We start from the raw sequence: 19,731 nt of genomic DNA on the forward strand, positions 1-19,731 counted from the left end.
TTTCCCTGCTCCGGCGTACTCGCGCCGGAGCGGTTAGCCTCGTCATACTTCAAGTAGGCGCATAGTTGTCCTGCAACTCGAATTATTGAGGGTATATGCTACACTGCGCACCTGTTTTTTTGCCGGTGGTACCAAGTGGCTTATTTTCCTGACGCCTTTCTGACACAAATGCGTGAAGCAATGCCTTCCACGCTCTCTTTTGAAGATTTTCTCGCAGCCTGCCAGCGTCCATTACGCCGCAGTATCCGCATCAATACGCTGAAAATCTCCGTTGCTGATTTTCTCGACTTAACCGCGCCTTATGACTGGTCACTCACTCCGGTTCCCTGGTGTGCTGAAGGCTTTTGGATTGAGCGCAACGATGAAGAGTCTGTACCGCTCGGCAGCACCGCAGAACATTTAAGCGGTCTGTTTTATATTCAGGAAGCCAGCTCAATGCTGCCAGTCGCCGCGTTGTTTGCCGAAGGTAATACTCCGCAACGTGTCATGGATGTTGCGGCAGCCCCCGGATCTAAAACCACGCAAATTGCCGCAAAAATGAATAATCAGGGCGCGATTCTGGCGAATGAGTTTTCCGCCAGTCGCGTCAAAGTTCTGCATGCCAATATCAGCCGTTGCGGGATAGCCAATGTCGCGCTCACCCATTTTGACGGCCGGGTATTTGGCGCAGCGTTGCCTGAATCCTTCGATGCCATTTTGCTGGACGCCCCATGTTCCGGCGAAGGCGTGATGCGTAAAGACCCCGATGCGCTAAAAAACTGGTCGCCAGAAAGTAATCTGGAAATAGCCGCAACTCAGCGCGAACTGCTCGACAGCGCCTTTCACGCTCTGCGCCCCGGCGGCACGTTGGTTTACTCGACCTGTACGCTTAACCGTGACGAAAATGAAAACGTCATGCAGTGGTTGATTGAGACTTACCCGGACGCCGTCGAGTTTCTTCCTCTGGGTGATTTATTTCCGGAGGCCGGACGCGCCCTGACACCTGAGGGATTCCTGCACGTGTTCCCACAAATTTATGACTGTGAAGGATTCTTTGTCGCGCGTTTGCGAAAAACAGCCCCTATCCCTGCACTGCCTGCGCCGAAATATAAGGTGGGAAATTTCCCCTTCAGCCCGCTGAAAAGCCGGGAAGCCGCACAAATCACCCAGGCTGCTACCGCCTGTGGATTGCAATGGCAAGACAATCTGCGCCTTTGGCAGCGTGATAAAGAAATTTGGTTATTCCCGACAGACATTGAACAGCTGATTGGTAAAGTCCGTTTTTCCCGCCTCGGGATTAAACTCGCTGAAACCCACAATAAGGGTTACCGCTGGCAGCATGAGGCAGTTATCGCCCTTGCTAACCCAGAACATCACAATGCGTTTGAACTGACGCTTGAAGAAGCGGAAGAGTGGTATCGCGGCAGAGATGTCTACCCGCAAACCTCACCAACAACCGACGATGTACTGGTCACGTTCCAGCATCAGCCGATTGGACTGGCAAAACGTATTGGATCACGGTTGAAGAACAGTTATCCACGCGATCTTGTCCGGGATGGAAAACTCTTTACAGGATAACGCACGTTTTTACTGGCGCTTTTGCCCACGTTGACTACGCTGAAAAATGGGCGGCTTAACTGGTCGTACCACAACCCGCAAATCAACGGAGAGCACGATGATGAAAACCAGTGTGCGCATTGGCGCTTTTGAAATCGACGACGCCGAGTTACATGGCGAATCGCCGGGGAACCGAACGTTAACCATTCCTTGTAAATCCGATCCGGATTTATGTATGCAACTGGACGCCTGGGATGCCGACACCAGCGTCCCGGCCCTTCTCAATGGAGAACATTCCGTTCTATTCCGCGAGCACTACGATCGTAAGTCAGATGCCTGGGTCATGCGCTTTGCCTGATTCAAAAAGAACCCGTCGCCAGACGGGTTATTTATTGGCGTTAAAACAATTGAATCTAAGTACGCAGGCGGAGAAGAAAGCGATGGTTCCCCCCGCAGCCAGCACGCTATAAGCGAGTTCCCAGCTTTGCGTTGAATCCATCACCACACCAAATGTTAAAGGCGCAAGAGACCCCACGCCAAATCCAAGCAGCGACCGCAATCCCATCACACTCCCCAGCTTTGCCTGAGGCACATTATCGGCAATCGCGGCAGATAAGACGCCTGAATCACCAAGAATGAAGAAACTCCCCATAAACGCGAACAATAATGTCCACCCCGCCCCCCAGGAAACCGATAATCCCATCAGGAGTGAACTCAACGCACCGGCAGCGCCCATAAAAATCAACACCGATGCGCGATTAAAATAATCGGAGATTGCCCCTACAATCAGCGTCGAGAACATCCCCGATAAATGTACAGCACAGGCGACGATCAACCCGGTGGCCATCGGCTCCATCTGCCAGGCTTGCAGCGCATTCGTCACCAGGCTGGGGGTCCATGCCCAGCTCCCCAGTAACTCCCAGCAATGCGCAATATAACCTACCATCAGCAGTATCGCGCCGACCGACAGAACATGGCTCTTTGCCGATCCCCCCTGCTTCTGCGTCCTGTACATGTCTTCCTGATAGCCGGATAACGCCACTGAACCGGATACCGCGCCAACCAATGCGCCTGCGGCACATAAAGAGAACGCAAAGGAAGCTCCCCAGCGCAATGCTCCCCAGGCGGAGATAAATACAGACAGCAGGTAGCCAAACGAACCTGCGGCCAGGATCATCCCAACGGCAAGTCCACGTTTGGGCACGCTGTTCATGCCCATAGCCAACATCATCGCTGGCGTGTAGGCCCCACCCTGGGTCAATCCGACAAAGGCCATCATGACCAGAGCGGAGGAATAAGAGCGGGCAAAACAGGCAAAAAGCAATAAAGCGAGCACACCGAACCACGAGAAAATGAGATACACCTTGCGAGCCCCCAGATAGTCGCACAGCCAGGAGGCAGCAAATAAGGCGCAGGCGTTTGAAATACTAAATACCGTCTGTATTGTTCCCGCAGCGGCGGCGTCTATATGCCACTCTTCACGTATTACCGGAAGTGCACCAGCAAAAGCCATTGTCCCCAGGCATGTCCCCGCCCGTCCAAGGCAAAACAAATTGAATGCTTTCACTAAAATTGCCTTCAGAAAAAGTGAATATCGATAATGAACCAGAGCGTTACGGGCCATGTTATGAGCAAGGGGAAGAGGCTGACAAACGATCTTTATTGCGTCAATTGGTTGAGTTAGACTCAACCAATGACACGATTACTCTCGCTCCCCCATTTGCCGGCATTCGAAGCTGCTGCGCGTAGAAGCAGCTTCAGTGCGGCAGCTGATGAACTGTTTATCACCACAGGAGCAGTCAGCCGACATATCCGCGCACTGGAAGCACAACTGGGCGTACAACTGTTTTATCGTGCACACAAATCTGTCAGGCTGACGAGTGCCGGCGAGACCTTTTCCCGCGTCGCAACACGGTTACTCGATGAACTTGCGCAGGCAGAAAAAGAGGTCAGCGCTAACACCTTTTCGGGAAGGTTAACCATCCAGTGCCTGCCCACATTCGCCATGCACTGGCTAATGCCAAGACTGGCTGAGCTGAATGAAATCCACCCTGAACTCACCGTCGATGTCACCACCAGCATTGGTCCCGTTAGCTTCGCTTCTCCCTTTGATGTCGCGATTCGCCGGGATCCGGCACATTTTTCCGGGCTTAAACCTGTTCCATTTCTTCGGGAATCAAGCCTGCTGGTTTGTAGCCAGCAGTACCTGCACAGCCGACCTCTGGTCTCGCCAGATCAACTGGACGATCATATAAAAATTCAAATTCGTGCGCGTAACGATCTCTGGAAACGCTGGCATAGCCATTTCCCAAATGATCATCAAGAAAGTAACCAGATTATCACGCTGGATCATACATTTGCGGCAATGCAGGCGGCTGAAGATGGCTTGGGTTTGGCCGTAATGCCCTATTTATTCTGTGAAAAACACCTGAAAACAGGAAGGCTGGTTGCGCCATTTGGCGATTTGACTATCGATACCGGAACCTATTCTCTGCTGTGGAATGACAGGCAAGATGGGGCCGTAAGAAAATTTACCCACTGGTTGCAATCTTTCGAACTGCCCGGTGAAACGTACCTGCCCTTCACGAATGAGTACACAGTGACGCGTTAACTTATTTCTCCCCGCCCCATTAACTGCAATTTCTTCTACACTATTGATACGGCAATACAATTTGAGGATGGAATGTTCACGCTGATTCTTTTTGTTTGCTACCTGGATGGCGGTTGTGAAGATATCGTGGTTGATGTCTACAATACAGAACGGCAGTGCTTAATTTCGATGGACGATCAGCGCATTCGCAACGGCGGATGCTTGCCGGCCGAAGACTATATCGACAGCTTCTGGCGTCCTGCTCAGGAATATAGTGATTTCTAATTATTGTAACTGCACCAACGTTAGCTCACCGCCAAATACCGCGCCGGTATCAATATAGTGCAGATTATCGCGATCAAGCCGATGGCGCAGGGGAGTATGGCCAAACCAAAAGTGATCTGCGCCATGAATTCCACTGCCTTTATTCATTAATCGCGCACGATCCCACAACACCCGTTGCAAATCGACCTCTTTTCGCCACAGATAAATATCATCCGGGTAATCGGCATGGGCAATCACGTGTACGCCATTCTGACAATGCAGTTCCAGAATCCACGGTAATTGCTGACAGGCTTCAAGAGCAAATCTTGCCGCGGGTTGTGCTGCCTGCGCAAACCACGAGCCCCCATTCATAAACCACAGCTGCAGATCCCCCGTTACCAGCGCATCCAACGCCATCTGCTCGTGATTCCCCCTGACCGCTATCATCCAGTTTCGGCGAAGCAACTGTAGACAGCGCAGACTATCAGGCCCACGATCGGTAACATCGCCGACAGAAACCAATAGATCGCGCCACGGATCAAACCGACACTGGCGCAGTTTATCCATCAGCATAGAAAAACAGCCGTGAAGATCTCCCACGACCCAGATGTGACGCCAGTTTGTTCCTTCGACCCTCTGGTAGACGTTGTCAGACAGCCCCATATGACCTTCTACTCTCGGATATTGCCTGCCTATAACTTTAGCAATAGCGGCATGAAACGAGGAGTAAACCGCATACGACACGCGATGATTTGCGCAGGGTACGATTTGACATCACTACAAACTCTCTGCTGTCGATGTCATGCAGCCCAGAATAACTATGCTGTGGATGCTACCCACAATTCGCCTTTGCGATAGGGTTTCTTCACGTTTTAATAGTGTTACTATTATTCTGCCTGGTTGATCCGTTATTTCACTGATAGATCAACGGGTTTCAGTGGCTTCCGCAGTTCAGTATCATGAAAATCTTTATATCGTGGTTCGAGACGGGCAGATTCTGAAAGAATAACTCGATTATCCCGAAAGCTCAGATGGTCACTATCAAATAACTTATGAAAATCAGCAGCAAGTGCAATGCCATTTTCTACACTCGGTAAGCCTTTATTGGCATGGCTAATTATGTGGCAAGCTTCAACTGCCAAAGTACTGCCGGTAATTGCGCATTTATTGTCCCAATTCGACATCACCGCTTTACGAAATTTTGCCTGCTCCCGGCGAATTTTAACCATGCGTAGACCGTCTTCCCTGCGAGCATATGTCCCCATTTGATAATCAGGTATTGCAATCAATAAACTGAGAACCGACACAATTTCTTCGCACAAAGGCGCTTCAAATGAAGCTCCCTGATGACAAAAATGTCGTTTAAAATTAGTCCATTCCTCTTTTCGCTTGCTGGGAGGGAGTTGTTCACCAACGAGCAATTCATCCACCGGAAGGAAAGTATCAAGAGTGGATAGGTCTTTCAGTTGAACTCGATATGGATAAGCGTTGTTTGGGTCCACAAAAGTATCAATAATTTCGAATAAGCCACACAACTGGAAGTCTCGCTTTCCAGAGAGTTTTTGAATAACAAAAAGGCGGTCACCAGGGGTCACTTGACGGGTTTTCCATTCCTGCCCAACCCCATACCCATTACTGTAGTCAAAATCTTTTGTATTTTTGGGTCCATGGTAAGCATAGAAATATTTCATCTTTTATTCCTTTTGAAATGCCAATAAAGAGTAATATCGACAATCCCACGATAAAACTTAACGTATAAATGCGGTACTGTGGACTGCTGCTGGTGGCCGTCAACACCAGGGACATATCGACTGTTCTGGAAGGTTACGTACTCTGTCTGCAGGAAAGCATGGTCTCAAGTCTTCGCGCCAGAAAAGAGAACACAGAGGTTTTTGCTCAGAGACTGCTGGGGCATAAAAATTTAACAATGACCCAAAAATACCTGGACGCACGCGGTGCAGAATATGTTATGGTTTAGACAGGATATGGAAATTTCGAGTAATTTTCGTGGGATTTCGTGAAAGCACAGAAAAAACCCAACGAAAACAAGCACATAAAAAGAGACCGAATACGATTCCTGTATTCGGTCCAGGGAAATGGCTCTTGGGAGAGAGCCGTGCGCTAAAAGTTGGCATTAATGCAGGCTAAGTTACCCTGCCATTTAAGAATAGATGACAGCGCCAGGTTTTCCAGTCCGCGACTAAAGTGGTCTGAAAAAAAGGGAGATTGTCACTCGCTACAATGTAAAAACCGCAAGTTCTCCTGTGAGATCCTTGCGGTTTTTTATTGGAAATCAGAGCACTACATCTGACAATTAACAGAGTTTTTCTGCGCGCTCGATAAACGGAGCAAGGCTCATTTTTTCGCCCGGTTTCGCCGGATCATCAATCTGGATAACGTCGATCGGTTTTGCCGTGGTTTTACCGCTCTCAACCTGCTGTCTGGCAACATCATTCAGCGGGTATTGCACCAGCGTGCTGGGATTGATGACATACAGCGCGTTGCCCGGACGGCAGGTCAGCATCACCTCTTCCCGATTAAACGCCCACTTATCTTTGCCAACCTCAAAACGGCTGACGGTAATGACCTGCGGCGCAGCCAGCGCGGCTCCGGAGCTTGCCAGGAGTAATAAAGAGATAATGATTTTTTTCATGCGTTTCGCCAGTCCATCAATCAGAAAGGTTCAAGGGTTGCGAACAGGCTGACAATTGCCAGCACAACAGCGCCTATACCCCATTCCAGCTTCGTCATCCAAATAAAATAGAGGGTCATGCAGCGGTTATCCTGCCGCATGCGTGGTACCAGAACATACCGATTCACCAGCGCAATCGCCACCATTAGCATGACCAGGGCACCTTTTAACAAAAGCAGCCGCCCGTAAGCCATGTGCCAGGGAACAGAAAAACCGACAATAAACAGCGCATTCATAATACCAGTAAGTAAAACACCAATAACAAAAAGATGCCCGTAGCGGGAGAAACGCATCATGGTGCTGATTGCCTGTTCTCGCCAGCGGCCATGCGCCATTCGCATACAGTAAAGTACGGGTAGCAGGCCACCGAACCAGGCGGCGGCGCATATCAGATGCAAGGCATGGTTAACCTGCTGGATTGCCCCAGTAATACCACTATGCAGCGTCGCATGCCCGACGCCAGCCAGCAAAATAAACTGCGCAATCGTCAGCATTAACAGCCGTCGCGGCATGCTACGCGGTACGATAATAACCACCACCAGAGTGACCAGCGCGAGGATAATCTGCCATAACCAGACGCCGCCAAACTGCGTTTGCAACACCGCGCCCCATACATCTGTAGAGATAACATCCCGCCAGCCTGAGCCCATTAACCCACCCTGGATCGCCAGCATCAGCGTCGCGCTGATAAAGCTCCACGTTGCGGCATGCCGTTGCAGACGCAAAAAACGACGCATCATTAAACGACGAACCGAAACGGGAGCCAGCCATGCGCCGTAAAGCGCACAACCAAACACCAGCATCAAAGTGGTAAAATGGATAAACCGTAATGCAACCCAGGTAAATGCCAGCATCGGTTATTTCACGCTAAAGCTATATTGTCCTTTCGTCTTGTGCCCATCCACTGACACAACGTGCCAATCGACCGTATATTTTCCTGTTTCCAGTGACTGAACGAGCGGAATAATCAGTTGCGTTTTATCCTGCTCATTACGCGTTGCCTTGCCCGTTTTGATCAGCTCTTTGTTTGGACCTGTCAGCGTTGCACCGCTAAATCCTGGTTCCACGCCTTCAGAGAAATTCAGCGTCAACGCCTGAGGAGATGTCGTAACCTCAGCATTAGCTGCCGGATTTTGTTTTGTCAGATGAGCATGCGCCAGGGCGGCGGGCGTTGCCAGCACGCTGGCGAGTACGATGAGAGCGCTGCGAAGCATAGATGCAGATGAAGCCATTTCAACTATTCCTTTTTGTTATGTCTAATCTATAGAGAATAACCTTCTACAATGATCGAGTCGAGAATCATCATTTCAGGCTTGCCATTAATGCACACTCTTAGTAACTTTTGCGCGCTAATGGAGAGATGAGGAAAAACGTATGAATATTAATCTGGCCAAACTTGAGCAAGCAGAAATGGATAAGGTTAACGTCGATCTCGCTGCGGCAGGTGTCGCATTTAAAGAGCGCTACAACATGCCTGTCGTTGCTGAAGTAGTCGAGCGTGAACAGCCTGCACATTTACGCGACTGGTTCCGTGAACGCCTGATCGCGCACCGTTTAGCTTCTGTTTCCCTGTCACGTTTACCTTACGAGCCTAAAGTTAAATAAACCTTATATTAAGTTACAATTCCTTACATGATGCCTGCTACAGTATAAGTACATTCTTAATCTACTATTTAAGGATGGTTGTAGACACTATGAAAAGGAAATCATTATGTCACACTGGAAAATTGCTGCAGCGCAGTACGAACCACTTCAACGATCATTAAGCGAACACGTCGCCCATCATTTGCAGTTCATTCAGGCAGCGGCTAAATGCCAATGCGAATTGTTGGTTTTTCCATCATTGTCCCTGTTGGGATGTGTGGACGAAGACGACGCTCTCCCAGCCCCACCTGATGAAGAGTTATTGCAACCCCTCGCCCACGCTGCGGCCACGTATCGTATGACCATCATTGCCGGGTTGTCGGTAGAGCATCACGATCGCTTTGTGAAGGGAATAGCGCTTTTCTCTCCCTGGATGACCTCGCCGTTAATGTTTCATCAAAGCCATGGCGCCTGTATCGCCAGGCAACAAAATGCCATCAGCGTTGTCGACAGTCAGCCGGAAGGTATTGATATCGACCCGACATTTTCGCTGTTCACAACCTGTCAGTCCGTCAGCGAACCAGAACTGCTCTCTTCCGCTTCGCGCCTGCAAAGTTTTTCACATAAATTCGCCATTGCGGTGCTGATGGCCAATGCACGTGGCAGCAGCGCGTTGTGGGATGAAGGGGGTCGGTTAATTGTACGCGCAGACAGCGGTTCGTTACTGTTAACCGGACAACGCACGCCACGGGGTTGGCAAGGTGATATCATTCCATTACGCTAGTCGTTTTGGTCTGGAGCCCGGCATGTTGCGCATAATAGATACAGAAACCTGTGGTCTGCAGGGAGGCATTGTTGAGATTGCGTCTGTCGATGTCGTTGACGGAACGATCGTCAATCCCATGAGCCATCTGGTGCGTCCTGACCGTCCCATCAGTCCACAAGCCATGGCTATCCATCACATCACTGAAGCGATGGTAGCGGATAAACCGTGGATTGAAGATGTCATCCCGCACTATTACGGCAGCGAGTGGTACGTGGCGCATAACGCCAGTTTTGATCGGCGTGTGCTGCCCGAAATGCCAGGAGAATGGATTTGCACCATGAAGCTTTCCCGCCGTCTGTGGCCGGGGATCAAATACAGCAATATGGCGCTCTATAAATCCCGCAAGCTGAGCGTCCAGACGCCGTCTGGTCTGCACCACCACCGCGCGCTTTATGACTGCTACATCACAGCGGCACTGCTGATCGACATTATGAAGACGTCCGGCTGGACCCCGGAGCAAATGGCCGATGTCACCGGTCGTCCTGCGTTGCTAACCACATTTACCTTCGGAAAATACCGCGGGAAACCGGTATCTGAAGTCGCTGAACGCGATCCGGGCTATTTGCGCTGGCTGTTTAACAACCTTGACAATATGAGCCCGGAATTGCGCCTAACGCTGAAACACTATCTGGATAACGCCTGAGTTTACGCTTGTCCAGGCAGTGTGCCCTGCGCCAGCCCAATCAAAAACGCGTATTCCAGGGCCACACCTTCGTAAGATTTATAACGTCCGGATTTACCGCCGTGCCCGGAATCCATATCCGTGCAGAGTAACAGCAGATGGTCGTCCGTTTTCAGCTCACGCAGTTTTGCCACCCACTTTGCCGGTTCCCAGTATTGCACCTGGGAGTCGTGCAAGCCCGTTGTCACCAGCAGATGCGGATAAGCCTGCGCGGTAACATTGTCATACGGACTGTAGCTTTTCATGTAGGTGTAATACTCTTCCTCCTGCGGATTACCCCACTCTTCAAACTCACCGGTCGTCAGTGGAATTGACTCATCCAGCATTGTGGTCAGCACATCGACAAATGGCACCTGTGCAATGACGCCATGAAACAGTTCGGGGCGCTCATTGATGGCAACACCCATTAACATTCCTCCGGCGCTTCCTCCCATGCCATAACATAGCGAAGGCGCGCCATAGCCCATTTTTAGCAGTGCATCGCAGACGTCGAGATAATCATTGAAGGTATTTTTCTTATGCAGAAACTTACCGTCTTCGTACCACTGTTGCCCTAACTCACCGCCGCCACGGACATGGGCAATGGCATAAACAAAGCCGCGCTCCAGCAGGCTCAAGCGGCTGCTGCTGAAATCGGCGTCCATGCTGGCGCCATACGAGCCATAGCCGTAAACCAGTAACGGATTTTTTCCTTTCAGGAAGTACTTTTGATGGTAAACCAGCGAAACCGGAACCTCGGTACCATCCCGCGCGGTGATCCATACGTGTTCGCTGCGGTAGTTCGCCGCATCAAATCCGGGAACCTCCGTCTGCTTGAGCACGCGACGCTCTCCGGTGTCCATATCCAGTTCAAACAGCGTATCCGGGGTGGTCATGGAGGAATAGCCATAACGCAGGCGCGAGGTCTCCGGCTCAGGGTTATAGGCAAGCCATGTCACATACGCCGGATCGTCAAAGGCGATACCGACCACTTCGCGCGTTTTACGATTGATCTGACGCAGACTGGTTAAGCCCCGCTGGCGCTCTTCCACCACCAGCCAGTCTGTGAACAGCGTAAAGCCCTCCAGCATCACGTTGTCACGCGGAGGGATCAGCGTCTCCCAGACTTGCTCATCACGAACACGGGTACGGTACAGGCCGAAATTTTTCCCCTGACGGTTGGAGCGCAGATAAAAATTGTGCTGATAGTGATCGAGACTGTATTCGTGGTCTTTGCGTCGCGCTAAAAAGACCAGTGGCTCTGCATCAGCCAGTTCTGCATCAATGAGCAGAACCTCACTGGTGGTTGCACTCGCAATATGAATAACAACATAGTGCTGTGAGGTGGTTTTATGCAGACTGACATAAAACATATCATCGGCTTCTTCATATACCAGCTCATCCAGTGATGATGGCGAGCCTACGGTATGCCGCCAGACCTGATACGGCAGCAATGTGGTTTCATGCTTGCGGACATAATAGAAAGTCTGCGAGTCGTTGGCCCAGACTAATTCCGGCTCGACGTTTTCAAGTACCTCCGGGTACCAGTTACCCGTTTGTAAGTTGCGAAAACGCACGCCATATTGCCGGCGGGACAGATAATCCTCAGCCAGCGCCATAATGGTGTTATCCGGGGATATCGCCAGTCCTCCCAGCGTATAAAACTCACTGTGGGCCGCGCGCTGGTTACCATCCAACAAGGTGTCCCATTCATCCCACTCTTCACTGAAGGCAGACTGACGTTGATAAATGGCATATTCGCACCCCGGTTCATAGAGATGGCGATAGCGGTACCCATTTTTCACATACGGTGCAGACACATCCTGAGGGGGAATACGGTCGATAATCTCTTTCAGAACACGATCCTGCAAAGCTTGCTGCGAAGCCATCACCTGGCGGCCATATGCATTTTCTTGTTGCAGGTAATTCAGTACTTCTGGTTGCGAGCGGGTGTCATCTCGCAACCAGTAATAATTATCAACGCGGGTGTCGCCATGCTGCGTCATGGCGTGGGGAATACGAGGAGCTTTAGGTAGCATGTCATTGTTCTTTTGCTTAATCATCCTATAAGGGTGGCAAAAGTCAGCAATGATGCAAGCGAAACATGCGCCTTGGCGGTAACTATTTAACCCGGCAGGGCCTGTTTTTGTTCCTTAAGATCCTGCTCAATCCCTTCACGAACATCCTGCGGGATCTTCAACGCATCACCCAATGCATTCAGATAACTGCGTTCCATAAAGTGGTCGATATCAATCGCCGCACAGCTCAGGAAGTAAATTTCTAGCGCTTCTTCTTCGTTACGGATCCCCTGAGCCAGACGCTGAGGATCGAGTGGTTGTTCAATCGCACGTTCAATCAGAATGCGGCCCTGCTCTTCCACGCCCGCTTCACGGAGCTGCTGCTCAATAGCGCTACGTTCTTTGGCATCAATATGGCCATCGCTTTTCGCCGCAAAAACCAGCGCCAGAATCAGGCGTTCGGTTCGCTCATCCAGCGGTGAGCTTTGTGCACCAAACTGCGGCTCATCCTGATGCGCTGCGCGAACTTTATCCTTGTACTTGTTCCATAACACAGTCCCGGCAACCGCACCGCCGCCCACCAGAAGCGCGCTGGTGCCGTATTTACTCAGTAATTTACGAGAAGATTTGTTGGCAACCAGTAATCCTGCCAGACCGCCTAACGCGCCTGGAACGAGAAGTTTACTCAGCCCTTGCTCGCCAGAAGATGACGCAGATGATGCTTTTTGCCCAAGAAGAGATTGTAGTTGATTTAGCCAGTTAGCCATTTTGCCCCTCAAGTACAGACGAATAATCATCAAAGCGTACCCGAGGGGATGTCAGGAAGTGTTCAGGTCATCAAAAGATGTGCAAATACCTCCGTTACTGCGGCTGATACTCCGCCGTTCCGGCTTTGCAGTCGACTTTTACCTGATAGTGAATATCCGCACTTTTACCGCGAACAGTCAGGGGTACTGACCATTTCCCGTCTTTGCCCGTAATATCGGGCGTGTTTACCCAGGCGACCGGATCGGCTTGCCCGACGCGCTTTTGATCGTCAGCCCAGCGCGCGATGCGATTTTGTTGATAATCACGTTTCACGCTCGCCGCAATACCGTTAGCGTCCAGTCCCTCACACTTGGGGAACTGGACGTTTTTGCTTTCCATATTTGCCGCAAATACAGATACGCTGGCAGACAGCAGCAGCAGGCTCAATAACGTTCTTTTTTTATACATTCTTTTCTCCTTAATCTCCCCTTCGTCATTCAGATTGCCTGTAGCAACGGGAAATAACGTCAGGGATTGCACAATGATTCAGGGAAAAGCATGGTACAAAATATCAGGAGCGCAAGTCGCTTCAGGCCGCCTGGGTATCATCCTCAGCGTGCGCGTCGTTGTCGACCACCTGTGGAGAAGGCAGCTTGCCGTTTTTGAGGATGGCGCTTAGCACATCTTTTTGCTCAGCCAGCCACAGGGAAAGCGCTTCGCGCTGCTCGTCTTCAAGCGCTACCGGCGATTGCTCCAGCCATGTATCGAGCAAATCCGCTGTATCCAGCATTTTGTCATACGCATCGGCTTCCTTTTTGCTGGTAAACGACATTTTTTCCTCACCTTCCCGAATGACTACGTATTTAACTTCAACCGCCATTTTGCAGTCTCTTAAATTAACTGTATTTATGTACAGTATATTCTTTTTAAGCCCTGAAATCAACCTGGTAATAAAGACAGACGCAAACGTTTCCGTATATACTGCGCCCAGATAAAACAGGGGATTAATTTATGACGTTATTAGGCACAGCGCTGCGTCCAGCAGCAACGCGAGTGATGTTATTAGGTTCGGGAGAACTGGGTAAAGAAGTGGCAATTGAATGTCAACGCCTGGGTGTGGAAGTCATTGCCGTGGATCGTTACCCCGACGCGCCAGCCATGCACGTTGCCCATCGCTCATACGTTATCAACATGCTGGATGGCGAAGCATTACGCCAGCTCGTCGAGCGTGAAAAACCACATTATATCGTGCCGGAAATTGAGGCGATCGCCACGGATATGCTGGTAAAACTGGAGCAGGAAGGCCAGCGTGTTGTGCCATGTGCAAGAGCAACGCAACTGACCATGAACCGGGAAGGGATCCGTCGCCTCGCCGCCGAAGAATTGTCTCTACCGACCTCTTCTTACCGCTTTGCTGACAGTGAAGTCCGCTTTCGCGAAGCCGTCGCTGAAATCGGCTATCCCTGCATCGTGAAACCGGTAATGAGTTCGTCCGGTAAAGGACAAAGCTTTATCCGTTCAGCCGATCAGCTCGCTGCAGCCTGGGACTATGCTCAACAGGGCGGTCGGGCTGGTGCCGGACGCGTTATCGTCGAAGGCGTAGTGAATTTTGATTTTGAAATCACACTGCTTACCGTCAGCGCCATTGACGGCGTACATTTTTGCGCACCGGTTGGACATCGCCAGGAAGACGGCGACTATCGTGAATCCTGGCAGCCGCAGCAGATGAGTGAACTGGCACTGGCGCGCGCGCAGGAGATTGCCCGTAAGGTGGTGCTGGCGCTGGGAGGCCACGGACTGTTTGGGGTCGAACTGTTTGTCTGCGGTGATGAAGTGATTTTCAGCGAAGTCTCCCCTCGCCCTCACGACACGGGTATGGTGACGCTGATTTCTCAGGATCTGTCCGAGTTTGCCCTGCACGTGCGTGCATTCCTTGGTCTTCCCGTTGGCGCAATCCGCCAGTATGGGCCGTCAGCATCAGCGGTGATCCTGCCGCAGCTAAGCAGCCAAAACGTTACCTTTGATAATGTGGATGCTGCCGTTGGCGCGGGTTTGCAGATACGTCTGTTTGGTAAACCCGAAATCGACGGTACGCGTCGTTTAGGGGTCGTACTGGCAACTGCAGAAAGTGTTGAAGAAGCTGTTGATCGCGCAAAAAACGCGGCTTCACAGGTAAAAGTGACAGGTTAAAACCGGAGCCGTAGACCGGATGAGGCAGTAAAACCCCATCCGGCAAAGCCCGATATCGGCGCTAACGCCTCTTATCGGGCCTTCGGTTTACACGTTGATAGCTTACTGCTTCGCGCCTTCAACCGCTTCGCGAGCCAGTTTGGTGATACGATCGTAATCACCCGCTTCCAGCGCATCCGCCGGAACCAGCCAGGAACCGCCGATGCACAGCACGCTTTTCAGTGCCAGGTAGTCGCGGTAATTCGCTGGAGAGATACCACCGGTTGGGCAGAAACGGACCTGTGAGAACGGACCCGCAATCGCCTGCAGCGCTTTCGTACCACCGTTAGCTTCCGCAGGGAAGAATTTGAACTCTTTCAAACCGTAGTCCATACCCAGCATCAGTTCAGAAACGGTGCTGATACCCGGGATCAACGGAATAGTGCCTTCAGTTGCGGCTTTCAGCAGCGGCTCGGTCAGACCCGGGCTGATGGCGAACTGTGCACCCGCTTCGGTGACTTCAGCCAGCTGTTGTGGATTCAGTACGGTACCCGCACCAACGATAGCATCCGGAACTTCTTTGGCGATCGCGCGAATGGCATCCATCGCACATGCGGTACGTAACGTCACTTCCAGAACGCGCACGCCCCCTGCAACTAACGCTTTTGCCATCGGCACAGCGTGTTCCAATTTGTTAACCACAATAACCGGTACAACCGGGCCAGTGGTCAGGATTGCTTCTGCACTTGTCTTCCAGTTTTTCATCAGAGTTTTCTCTCGCCTGATTACAAATTAAGTCTTAAAAAGTGATACAGGTTGCGCCCTGCTCCGCACCGGACAGCTTTTCACGCAACGCGCTGAACATTTCACGCCCGGTACCCACGCGCGAAGCGCTAAGGTCAGGGATGTGAGGCTGACGGGAAGCAAGTTCCTCTTCATCAACCAGCAGCGTTAATTCACCTGTCTGTCCATTCACACGAATGATGTCGCCATCGCGCACTTTCGCCAGCAGCCCGCCATCGTAAGCTTCTGGAGTTACATGGATTGCTGAAGGCACTTTACCTGAAGCACCTGAAAGTCGTCCATCGGTAACTAACGCAATTTTGAAACAACGGTCCAATAATACACCAAGTGGCGGCATGAGTTTATGTAATTCTGGCATTCCGTTCGCTTTTGGTCCCTGATGGCGCACAACGACCACACAATCCCGGTCAAGCAGACCCGCATCAAACGCCGGTAACACATCATGTTGACTTTCGAAGACCACGGCAGGCGCTTCAATCACCTGATTTTCAACTGGAACAGCTGAGGTTTTCATCACCGCACGCCCCAGGTTACCACTCAGTACTTTAGTGCCGCCGTGATGGGAGAATGGCTGATCAAAGGCGGCAATCACATTGCTGTCCAGTGATTTTTCCGCACCTTCGCGCCAGTCCAGTTCACCATTGTTGAGCCACGGCTCCAGGGTGTAGCGCGATAAACCGAATCCAGCGACAGTGTTCACATCTTCATGTAACAGACCCGCATTCAGCAGTTCACGCATTAATACAGGCACACCGCCAGCAGCCTGGAAATGGTTAATGTCTGCCGGGCCATTCGGGTACAGACGCGCCATCAGCGGCACGATATCGGATAGATCGGAGAAGTCGTCCCAGTTAATCAGAATACCGGCTGCGCGCGCCATGGCTACCAGGTGCATCGTATGGTTGGTTGAACCGCCGGTCGCCAGCAGTGCCACAATACCGTTCACAACCACTTTTTCATCGATCATTTTCCCGATCGGCATCCACTCATTACCGTTACCGGTCAGACGTGTTACCTGACGGGCCGCCGCTGCGGTCAATGCTTCACGCAGTGGTGCATCCGGGTGAACAAAAGAGGAGCCTGGCAACTGCATGCCCATGAACTCCACTACCATCTGGTTGGTGTTAGCGGTGCCGTAGAACGTACAGGTACCCGGCGCATGATAAGACGCAGCCTCGGATTCGAGCAGTGCCATACGATCCACTTTGCCTTCGGCATACAGTTGACGAATACGCACTTTCTCTTTGTTCGCCAGACCACTCGTCATCGGGCCTGAAGGGATGAAGATTGAAGGCAGATGACCGAAGGAAAGCGCCGCCATGACCAGGCCCGGGACAATCTTGTCACATACACCGAGGAACAACGCACCGTCGAACATATTGTGTGAGAGCCCCACAGCCGCTGACATCGCAATGACTTCACGACTTAGCAGAGAAAGCTCCATACCGTCCTGGCCCTGGGTCACACCGTCGCACATCGCAGGTACGCCACCAGCAACCTGGCCCACCGCATTGGCTTCATGTAGTGCTTTGCGAATGATGGCCGGATAGTGTTCATACGGCTGGTGTGCGGAAAGCATGTCGTTATAGGAGGTAATGATCGCGATATTGTTACGCAACATGCTTTTGAGCGAGGCTTTATCCTCCGGCTGACAGGCGGCAAAACCATGCGCCAGATTGCCGCATGCCAGCTGTGAGCGATGGACGGTAGTCGTTTTAGCCTGTTCGATTCGAGCGAGGTAGGCGGAACGCGTGTCCCGGGAACGTTCGACGATACGTTGTGTTACGCGTAACAAATTCGGATTCATAGAGGCTCCTAAAATTTATCTGTCAGAGCGGTTGGGTAAACAATGTATTCAGCATTACTAAATATAGCTGAATCGCTTGTTAGCCGTTGCTCAGGGGCAAAATCGTTTCAGGCAGTGTAATAAAAAAAACCTCGCGGGTGAATCCACGCGAGGTTTAAAAGTGCAAAAATTATTCTACAATCTGTGTTAGATCATGTTACCGGTAAAATAACACCTAATGGCTAGATGATCTTTTACTCGAATTCGTTCCAGGAACGACCGTCACGGGTAATCATGGCCACAGACGCAACCGGTCCCCAGGTTCCTGCCTGATAAGGCTTCGGCGACTCGTTATCCATCGCCCAGGCTTCAGTAATTGAATCCACCCACTTCCAGGCCTCTTCGACTTCATCGCGACGCACAAACAGAGCCTGAATACCGCGCATGGTTTCCAACAGCAGGCGCTCATAGGCGTCGGCCAGGTGCGTTTGGTTGAAGGTTTCTGAGTAGCTCAGATCCAGCTTAGTGATCTGCAGATTATGTTTGTGGTCCAGACCCGGCACTTTGTTCAGTACCTGGATATCAACCCCTTCATCAGGCTGCAAACGAATAGTCAACTTGTTCTGCGGCAGATCCTGCCAGGATTCTTTAAACAGATTCAGCTCAGGTGTTTTGAAGTAAACCACCACTTCAGAGCACTTGGTTGGTAAACGTTTACCGGTACGCAGGTAGAACGGTACACCCGTCCAACGCCAGTTATCGATATCGACGCGGATCGCCACAAACGTTTCCGTATTGCTGCTCTTATTCGCGCCCTCTTCTTCCAGGTAACCCGGTACCTTTTTACCCTGGGCAAAACCAGTGGTGTACTGGCCGCGAACCGTTTTTTCACGCACGTTCGAGCGATCGATGCGACGCAGCGATTTCAGGACCTTCACTTTCTCATCGCGAATGCTGTCGGCGCTCAGATCAGCCGGAGGGGACATTGCGATCATGCAGAGGATTTGCAGCAAGTGGTTCTGGATCATATCGCGCATTTGACCGGCCTGGTCAAAATAGCCCCAGCGGCCTTCAATACCGACCTCTTCAGCCACGGTAATTTCTACGTGATCGATAGTGCGGTTATCCCAGTTGTTCACAAACAGGGAATTGGCAAAACGCAGTGCCAACAGGTTCAGGACCGTCTCTTTCCCGAGATAGTGGTCAATACGATAAACCTGGCACTCTTCGAAGTACTCGCCAACCTGATCGTTGATTTCACGGGATGTCGCCAGAGACGTGCCCAGCGGTTTTTCCATCACCACGCGAGCGGGTTTAGCATTCAGCTTTGCTTCACCCAAGCCTTTGCAGATCGCGCCAAAGGTGCTTGGCGGCATAGCGAAATAGTTAATCGTGGTACGTGATTTTTGATCCAGCATCTCGCCCAGACGGCTAAATGCGGCGGTGTCATTGACGTCCAGGTTACAAAACTCCAGACGGCCACTGAGAGTTTCCCATAAACTTTCATCAATTTTTTCTTTCATGAAAGTTTCGAGCGCTTCGCGTACAACCTTGGTATAGGCAGCTTTGTCCCAATCAGCACGCCCTACCCCAATGATGCGGGTATCCGGGTTAATCTGACCGGCCTTTTCCAGTTGATACAGGGAAGGCAGCAATTTCCGTCGCGCCAGGTCGCCCTTCGCACCGAAAATGACCAGGTCACATGCCTGGGCTGTTTGCGTTACCGCCATGTCATTCTCCTCAATTAAGTGCCTGGTGCTTTTGCCAGACACTGGTTGTAATTTTATTACAGTGCACTGTACTGCTTTTACGTGAATCCGGAAACCGTAAACGCTTATCCAGCCGTGCTGTTACCGCGAACAGCCGCTTTATTGGCGTATAACCCATCAAAATGGATAAAAAAGTCGTATTTTTCGTACCCATGACGAAGTATGAAAATCCGACTCCGATCATGTAATGAAAAAAAACAACAACTATTCTGTCCATTTTGCCCCGTTGATGCATTAGCAGGGGTAATATCTATACACTAAATTGTGTATCGGTTTCCCCGTATC

General features: G+C 51.1%; 21 protein-coding genes. 8 read left to right on the top strand and 13 right to left on the bottom strand.

Annotated elements, in window-relative coordinates; genetic code table 11:
• Nucleotides 1-135: 135 nt before the first annotated feature.
• Nucleotides 136-1,557, top strand: coding sequence for a 16S rRNA (cytosine(1407)-C(5))-methyltransferase RsmF (gene rsmF / locus FDX24_RS04885; RefSeq protein ID WP_256373160.1), 1,422 nt, complete (start codon nt 136-138; stop codon nt 1,555-1,557).
• A gap of 100 nt (nt 1,558-1,657) precedes the next feature.
• Nucleotides 1,658-1,894: a YebV family protein gene (locus tag FDX24_RS04890; RefSeq protein ID WP_170973054.1), complete on the top strand. Its 237-nt coding sequence runs from the start codon at nt 1,658-1,660 to the stop codon at nt 1,892-1,894.
• Nucleotides 1,895-1,921: 27 nt separating this feature from the next.
• Here FDX24_RS04890 and FDX24_RS04895 read toward each other — a convergent pair whose 3' ends face one another.
• Nucleotides 1,922-3,160, bottom strand: coding sequence for a nitrate/nitrite transporter (locus tag FDX24_RS04895; protein WP_116359891.1), 1,239 nt, complete (start codon nt 3,158-3,160; stop codon nt 1,922-1,924).
• A 69-nt stretch (nt 3,161-3,229) separates the two neighbouring features.
• On the opposite strand from FDX24_RS04895, the gene FDX24_RS04900 reads away from it, so the two are divergent.
• Both FDX24_RS04900 and FDX24_RS04905 read left to right on the top strand, forming a co-directional pair.
• A complete protein-coding gene (locus tag FDX24_RS04900) occupies nt 3,230-4,147 on the top strand; it encodes a LysR substrate-binding domain-containing protein (protein ID WP_061068065.1) in 918 nt (305 codons plus the stop codon).
• A 72-nt stretch (nt 4,148-4,219) separates the two neighbouring features.
• Nucleotides 4,220-4,411 (top strand): YebW family protein, encoded by a 192-nt coding sequence (locus FDX24_RS04905; RefSeq protein ID WP_048211387.1) that lies wholly within the window; start codon nt 4,220-4,222, stop codon nt 4,409-4,411.
• Here FDX24_RS04905 and pphA read toward each other — a convergent pair whose 3' ends face one another.
• The 5 genes from pphA to yobA all read right to left on the bottom strand — a co-directional run bounded on the left by pphA (nt 4,412) and on the right by yobA (nt 8,314).
• Complete coding sequence (gene pphA, locus FDX24_RS04910; RefSeq protein ID WP_061068066.1) at nt 4,412-5,053, bottom strand: protein-serine/threonine phosphatase; 642 nt, start codon at nt 5,051-5,053, stop codon at nt 4,412-4,414. It lies immediately after the preceding gene.
• Between the two features lie 245 nt (nt 5,054-5,298).
• Nucleotides 5,299-6,081 carry an HNH endonuclease gene (locus FDX24_RS04915; RefSeq protein WP_137363910.1) on the bottom strand — a complete coding sequence of 261 codons (783 nt, stop codon included), beginning with the start codon at nt 6,079-6,081 and terminating at the stop codon, nt 5,299-5,301.
• Between the two features lie 623 nt (nt 6,082-6,704).
• Complete coding sequence (locus FDX24_RS04925; RefSeq protein ID WP_137363911.1) at nt 6,705-7,043, bottom strand: YebY family protein; 339 nt, start codon at nt 7,041-7,043, stop codon at nt 6,705-6,707.
• A 20-nt stretch (nt 7,044-7,063) separates the two neighbouring features.
• Nucleotides 7,064-7,936 (bottom strand): copper homeostasis membrane protein CopD, encoded by an 873-nt coding sequence (gene copD, locus FDX24_RS04930; RefSeq protein ID WP_137363912.1) that lies wholly within the window; start codon nt 7,934-7,936, stop codon nt 7,064-7,066.
• Nucleotides 7,937-7,939: 3 nt separating this feature from the next.
• The gene (gene yobA, locus FDX24_RS04935; protein WP_115643275.1) at nt 7,940-8,314 is read right to left on the bottom strand and encodes a CopC domain-containing protein YobA; all 375 of its coding nucleotides are present in this window, start codon (nt 8,312-8,314) and stop codon (nt 7,940-7,942) included.
• A 142-nt stretch (nt 8,315-8,456) separates the two neighbouring features.
• Here yobA and FDX24_RS04940 point away from each other — a divergent pair, with 142 nt between their 5' ends.
• The 3 genes from FDX24_RS04940 to exoX all read left to right on the top strand — a co-directional run bounded on the left by FDX24_RS04940 (nt 8,457) and on the right by exoX (nt 10,135).
• Complete coding sequence (locus FDX24_RS04940; protein ID WP_005120732.1) at nt 8,457-8,687, top strand: DNA polymerase III subunit theta; 231 nt, start codon at nt 8,457-8,459, stop codon at nt 8,685-8,687.
• Nucleotides 8,688-8,793: 106 nt separating this feature from the next.
• Entirely contained in the window at nt 8,794-9,450 is a 657-nt protein-coding gene (locus FDX24_RS04945) for a carbon-nitrogen hydrolase family protein (RefSeq protein ID WP_061068070.1), read from the top strand.
• Nucleotides 9,451-9,472: 22 nt separating this feature from the next.
• Nucleotides 9,473-10,135, top strand: a complete 663-nt coding sequence (gene exoX, locus FDX24_RS04950; protein ID WP_137345917.1) for an exodeoxyribonuclease X — start codon at nt 9,473-9,475, stop codon at nt 10,133-10,135.
• A 2-nt stretch (nt 10,136-10,137) separates the two neighbouring features.
• On the opposite strand, the gene ptrB is transcribed toward exoX, so the two are convergent.
• From ptrB to yebG, 4 genes are all read right to left on the bottom strand, one after another.
• Nucleotides 10,138-12,192, bottom strand: a complete 2,055-nt coding sequence (gene ptrB / locus FDX24_RS04955; RefSeq protein WP_170973051.1) for an oligopeptidase B — start codon at nt 12,190-12,192, stop codon at nt 10,138-10,140.
• Nucleotides 12,193-12,278: 86 nt separating this feature from the next.
• A complete protein-coding gene (locus FDX24_RS04960; RefSeq protein WP_101742225.1) occupies nt 12,279-12,938 on the bottom strand; it encodes a tellurite resistance TerB family protein in 660 nt (219 codons plus the stop codon).
• Between the two features lie 94 nt (nt 12,939-13,032).
• Entirely contained in the window at nt 13,033-13,386 is a 354-nt protein-coding gene (gene yebF / locus FDX24_RS04965) for a protein YebF (protein WP_003034909.1), read from the bottom strand.
• Between the two features lie 121 nt (nt 13,387-13,507).
• Nucleotides 13,508-13,798, bottom strand: coding sequence for a DNA damage-inducible protein YebG (gene yebG, locus FDX24_RS04970; RefSeq protein WP_048211378.1), 291 nt, complete (start codon nt 13,796-13,798; stop codon nt 13,508-13,510).
• A gap of 131 nt (nt 13,799-13,929) precedes the next feature.
• Between yebG and purT the strand changes: the two genes are divergently transcribed.
• Entirely contained in the window at nt 13,930-15,108 is a 1,179-nt protein-coding gene (gene purT / locus FDX24_RS04975; RefSeq protein WP_137363914.1) for a formate-dependent phosphoribosylglycinamide formyltransferase, read from the top strand.
• 102 nt (nt 15,109-15,210) lie between these two features.
• On the opposite strand, the gene kdgA is transcribed toward purT, so the two are convergent.
• The 3 genes from kdgA to zwf form a co-directional block, all read right to left on the bottom strand.
• A complete protein-coding gene (gene kdgA, locus FDX24_RS04980; protein ID WP_003034901.1) occupies nt 15,211-15,852 on the bottom strand; it encodes a bifunctional 4-hydroxy-2-oxoglutarate aldolase/2-dehydro-3-deoxy-phosphogluconate aldolase in 642 nt (213 codons plus the stop codon).
• Nucleotides 15,853-15,886: 34 nt separating this feature from the next.
• Nucleotides 15,887-17,698 (bottom strand): phosphogluconate dehydratase, encoded by a 1,812-nt coding sequence (gene edd / locus FDX24_RS04985; protein ID WP_101742223.1) that lies wholly within the window; start codon nt 17,696-17,698, stop codon nt 15,887-15,889.
• A 233-nt stretch (nt 17,699-17,931) separates the two neighbouring features.
• Complete coding sequence (gene zwf, locus FDX24_RS04990) at nt 17,932-19,407, bottom strand: glucose-6-phosphate dehydrogenase (protein WP_048211375.1); 1,476 nt, start codon at nt 19,405-19,407, stop codon at nt 17,932-17,934.
• Between the last annotated feature and the right edge of the window lie 324 nt (nt 19,408-19,731).

The sequence above is a fragment of the Citrobacter sp. wls716 genome, assembly GCF_005280975.1.
GTDB classification, from domain to species: Bacteria; Pseudomonadota; Gammaproteobacteria; order Enterobacterales; family Enterobacteriaceae; genus Citrobacter; species Citrobacter youngae.

Excerpts from the sequence above, each read along its gene's own strand:
- FDX24_RS04890 (WP_170973054.1), top strand. The coding sequence starts at position 1,658 with ATGAAAACCAGTGTGCGCATTGGCGCTTTTGAAATCGACGACGCCGAG.
- FDX24_RS04895 (WP_116359891.1), bottom strand. The coding sequence starts at position 3,160 with ATGGCCCGTAACGCTCTGGTTCATTATCGATATTCACTTTTTCTGAAG.
- FDX24_RS04900 (WP_061068065.1), top strand. The coding sequence starts at position 3,230 with ATGACACGATTACTCTCGCTCCCCCATTTGCCGGCATTCGAAGCTGCT.
- FDX24_RS04905 (WP_048211387.1), top strand. The coding sequence starts at position 4,220 with ATGTTCACGCTGATTCTTTTTGTTTGCTACCTGGATGGCGGTTGTGAA.
- pphA (WP_061068066.1), bottom strand. The coding sequence starts at position 5,053 with ATGGGGCTGTCTGACAACGTCTACCAGAGGGTCGAAGGAACAAACTGG.
- FDX24_RS04915 (WP_137363910.1), bottom strand. The coding sequence starts at position 6,081 with ATGAAATATTTCTATGCTTACCATGGACCCAAAAATACAAAAGATTTT.
- FDX24_RS04925 (WP_137363911.1), bottom strand. The coding sequence starts at position 7,043 with ATGAAAAAAATCATTATCTCTTTATTACTCCTGGCAAGCTCCGGAGCC.
- copD (WP_137363912.1), bottom strand. The coding sequence starts at position 7,936 with ATGCTGGCATTTACCTGGGTTGCATTACGGTTTATCCATTTTACCACT.
- yobA (WP_115643275.1), bottom strand. The coding sequence starts at position 8,314 with ATGGCTTCATCTGCATCTATGCTTCGCAGCGCTCTCATCGTACTCGCC.
- FDX24_RS04940 (WP_005120732.1), top strand. The coding sequence starts at position 8,457 with ATGAATATTAATCTGGCCAAACTTGAGCAAGCAGAAATGGATAAGGTT.
- FDX24_RS04945 (WP_061068070.1), top strand. The coding sequence starts at position 8,794 with ATGTCACACTGGAAAATTGCTGCAGCGCAGTACGAACCACTTCAACGA.
- exoX (WP_137345917.1), top strand. The coding sequence starts at position 9,473 with ATGTTGCGCATAATAGATACAGAAACCTGTGGTCTGCAGGGAGGCATT.
- ptrB (WP_170973051.1), bottom strand. The coding sequence starts at position 12,192 with ATGCTACCTAAAGCTCCTCGTATTCCCCACGCCATGACGCAGCATGGC.
- FDX24_RS04960 (WP_101742225.1), bottom strand. The coding sequence starts at position 12,938 with ATGGCTAACTGGCTAAATCAACTACAATCTCTTCTTGGGCAAAAAGCA.
- yebF (WP_003034909.1), bottom strand. The coding sequence starts at position 13,386 with ATGTATAAAAAAAGAACGTTATTGAGCCTGCTGCTGCTGTCTGCCAGC.
- yebG (WP_048211378.1), bottom strand. The coding sequence starts at position 13,798 with ATGGCGGTTGAAGTTAAATACGTAGTCATTCGGGAAGGTGAGGAAAAA.
- purT (WP_137363914.1), top strand. The coding sequence starts at position 13,930 with ATGACGTTATTAGGCACAGCGCTGCGTCCAGCAGCAACGCGAGTGATG.
- kdgA (WP_003034901.1), bottom strand. The coding sequence starts at position 15,852 with ATGAAAAACTGGAAGACAAGTGCAGAAGCAATCCTGACCACTGGCCCG.
- edd (WP_101742223.1), bottom strand. The coding sequence starts at position 17,698 with ATGAATCCGAATTTGTTACGCGTAACACAACGTATCGTCGAACGTTCC.
- zwf (WP_048211375.1), bottom strand. The coding sequence starts at position 19,407 with ATGGCGGTAACGCAAACAGCCCAGGCATGTGACCTGGTCATTTTCGGT.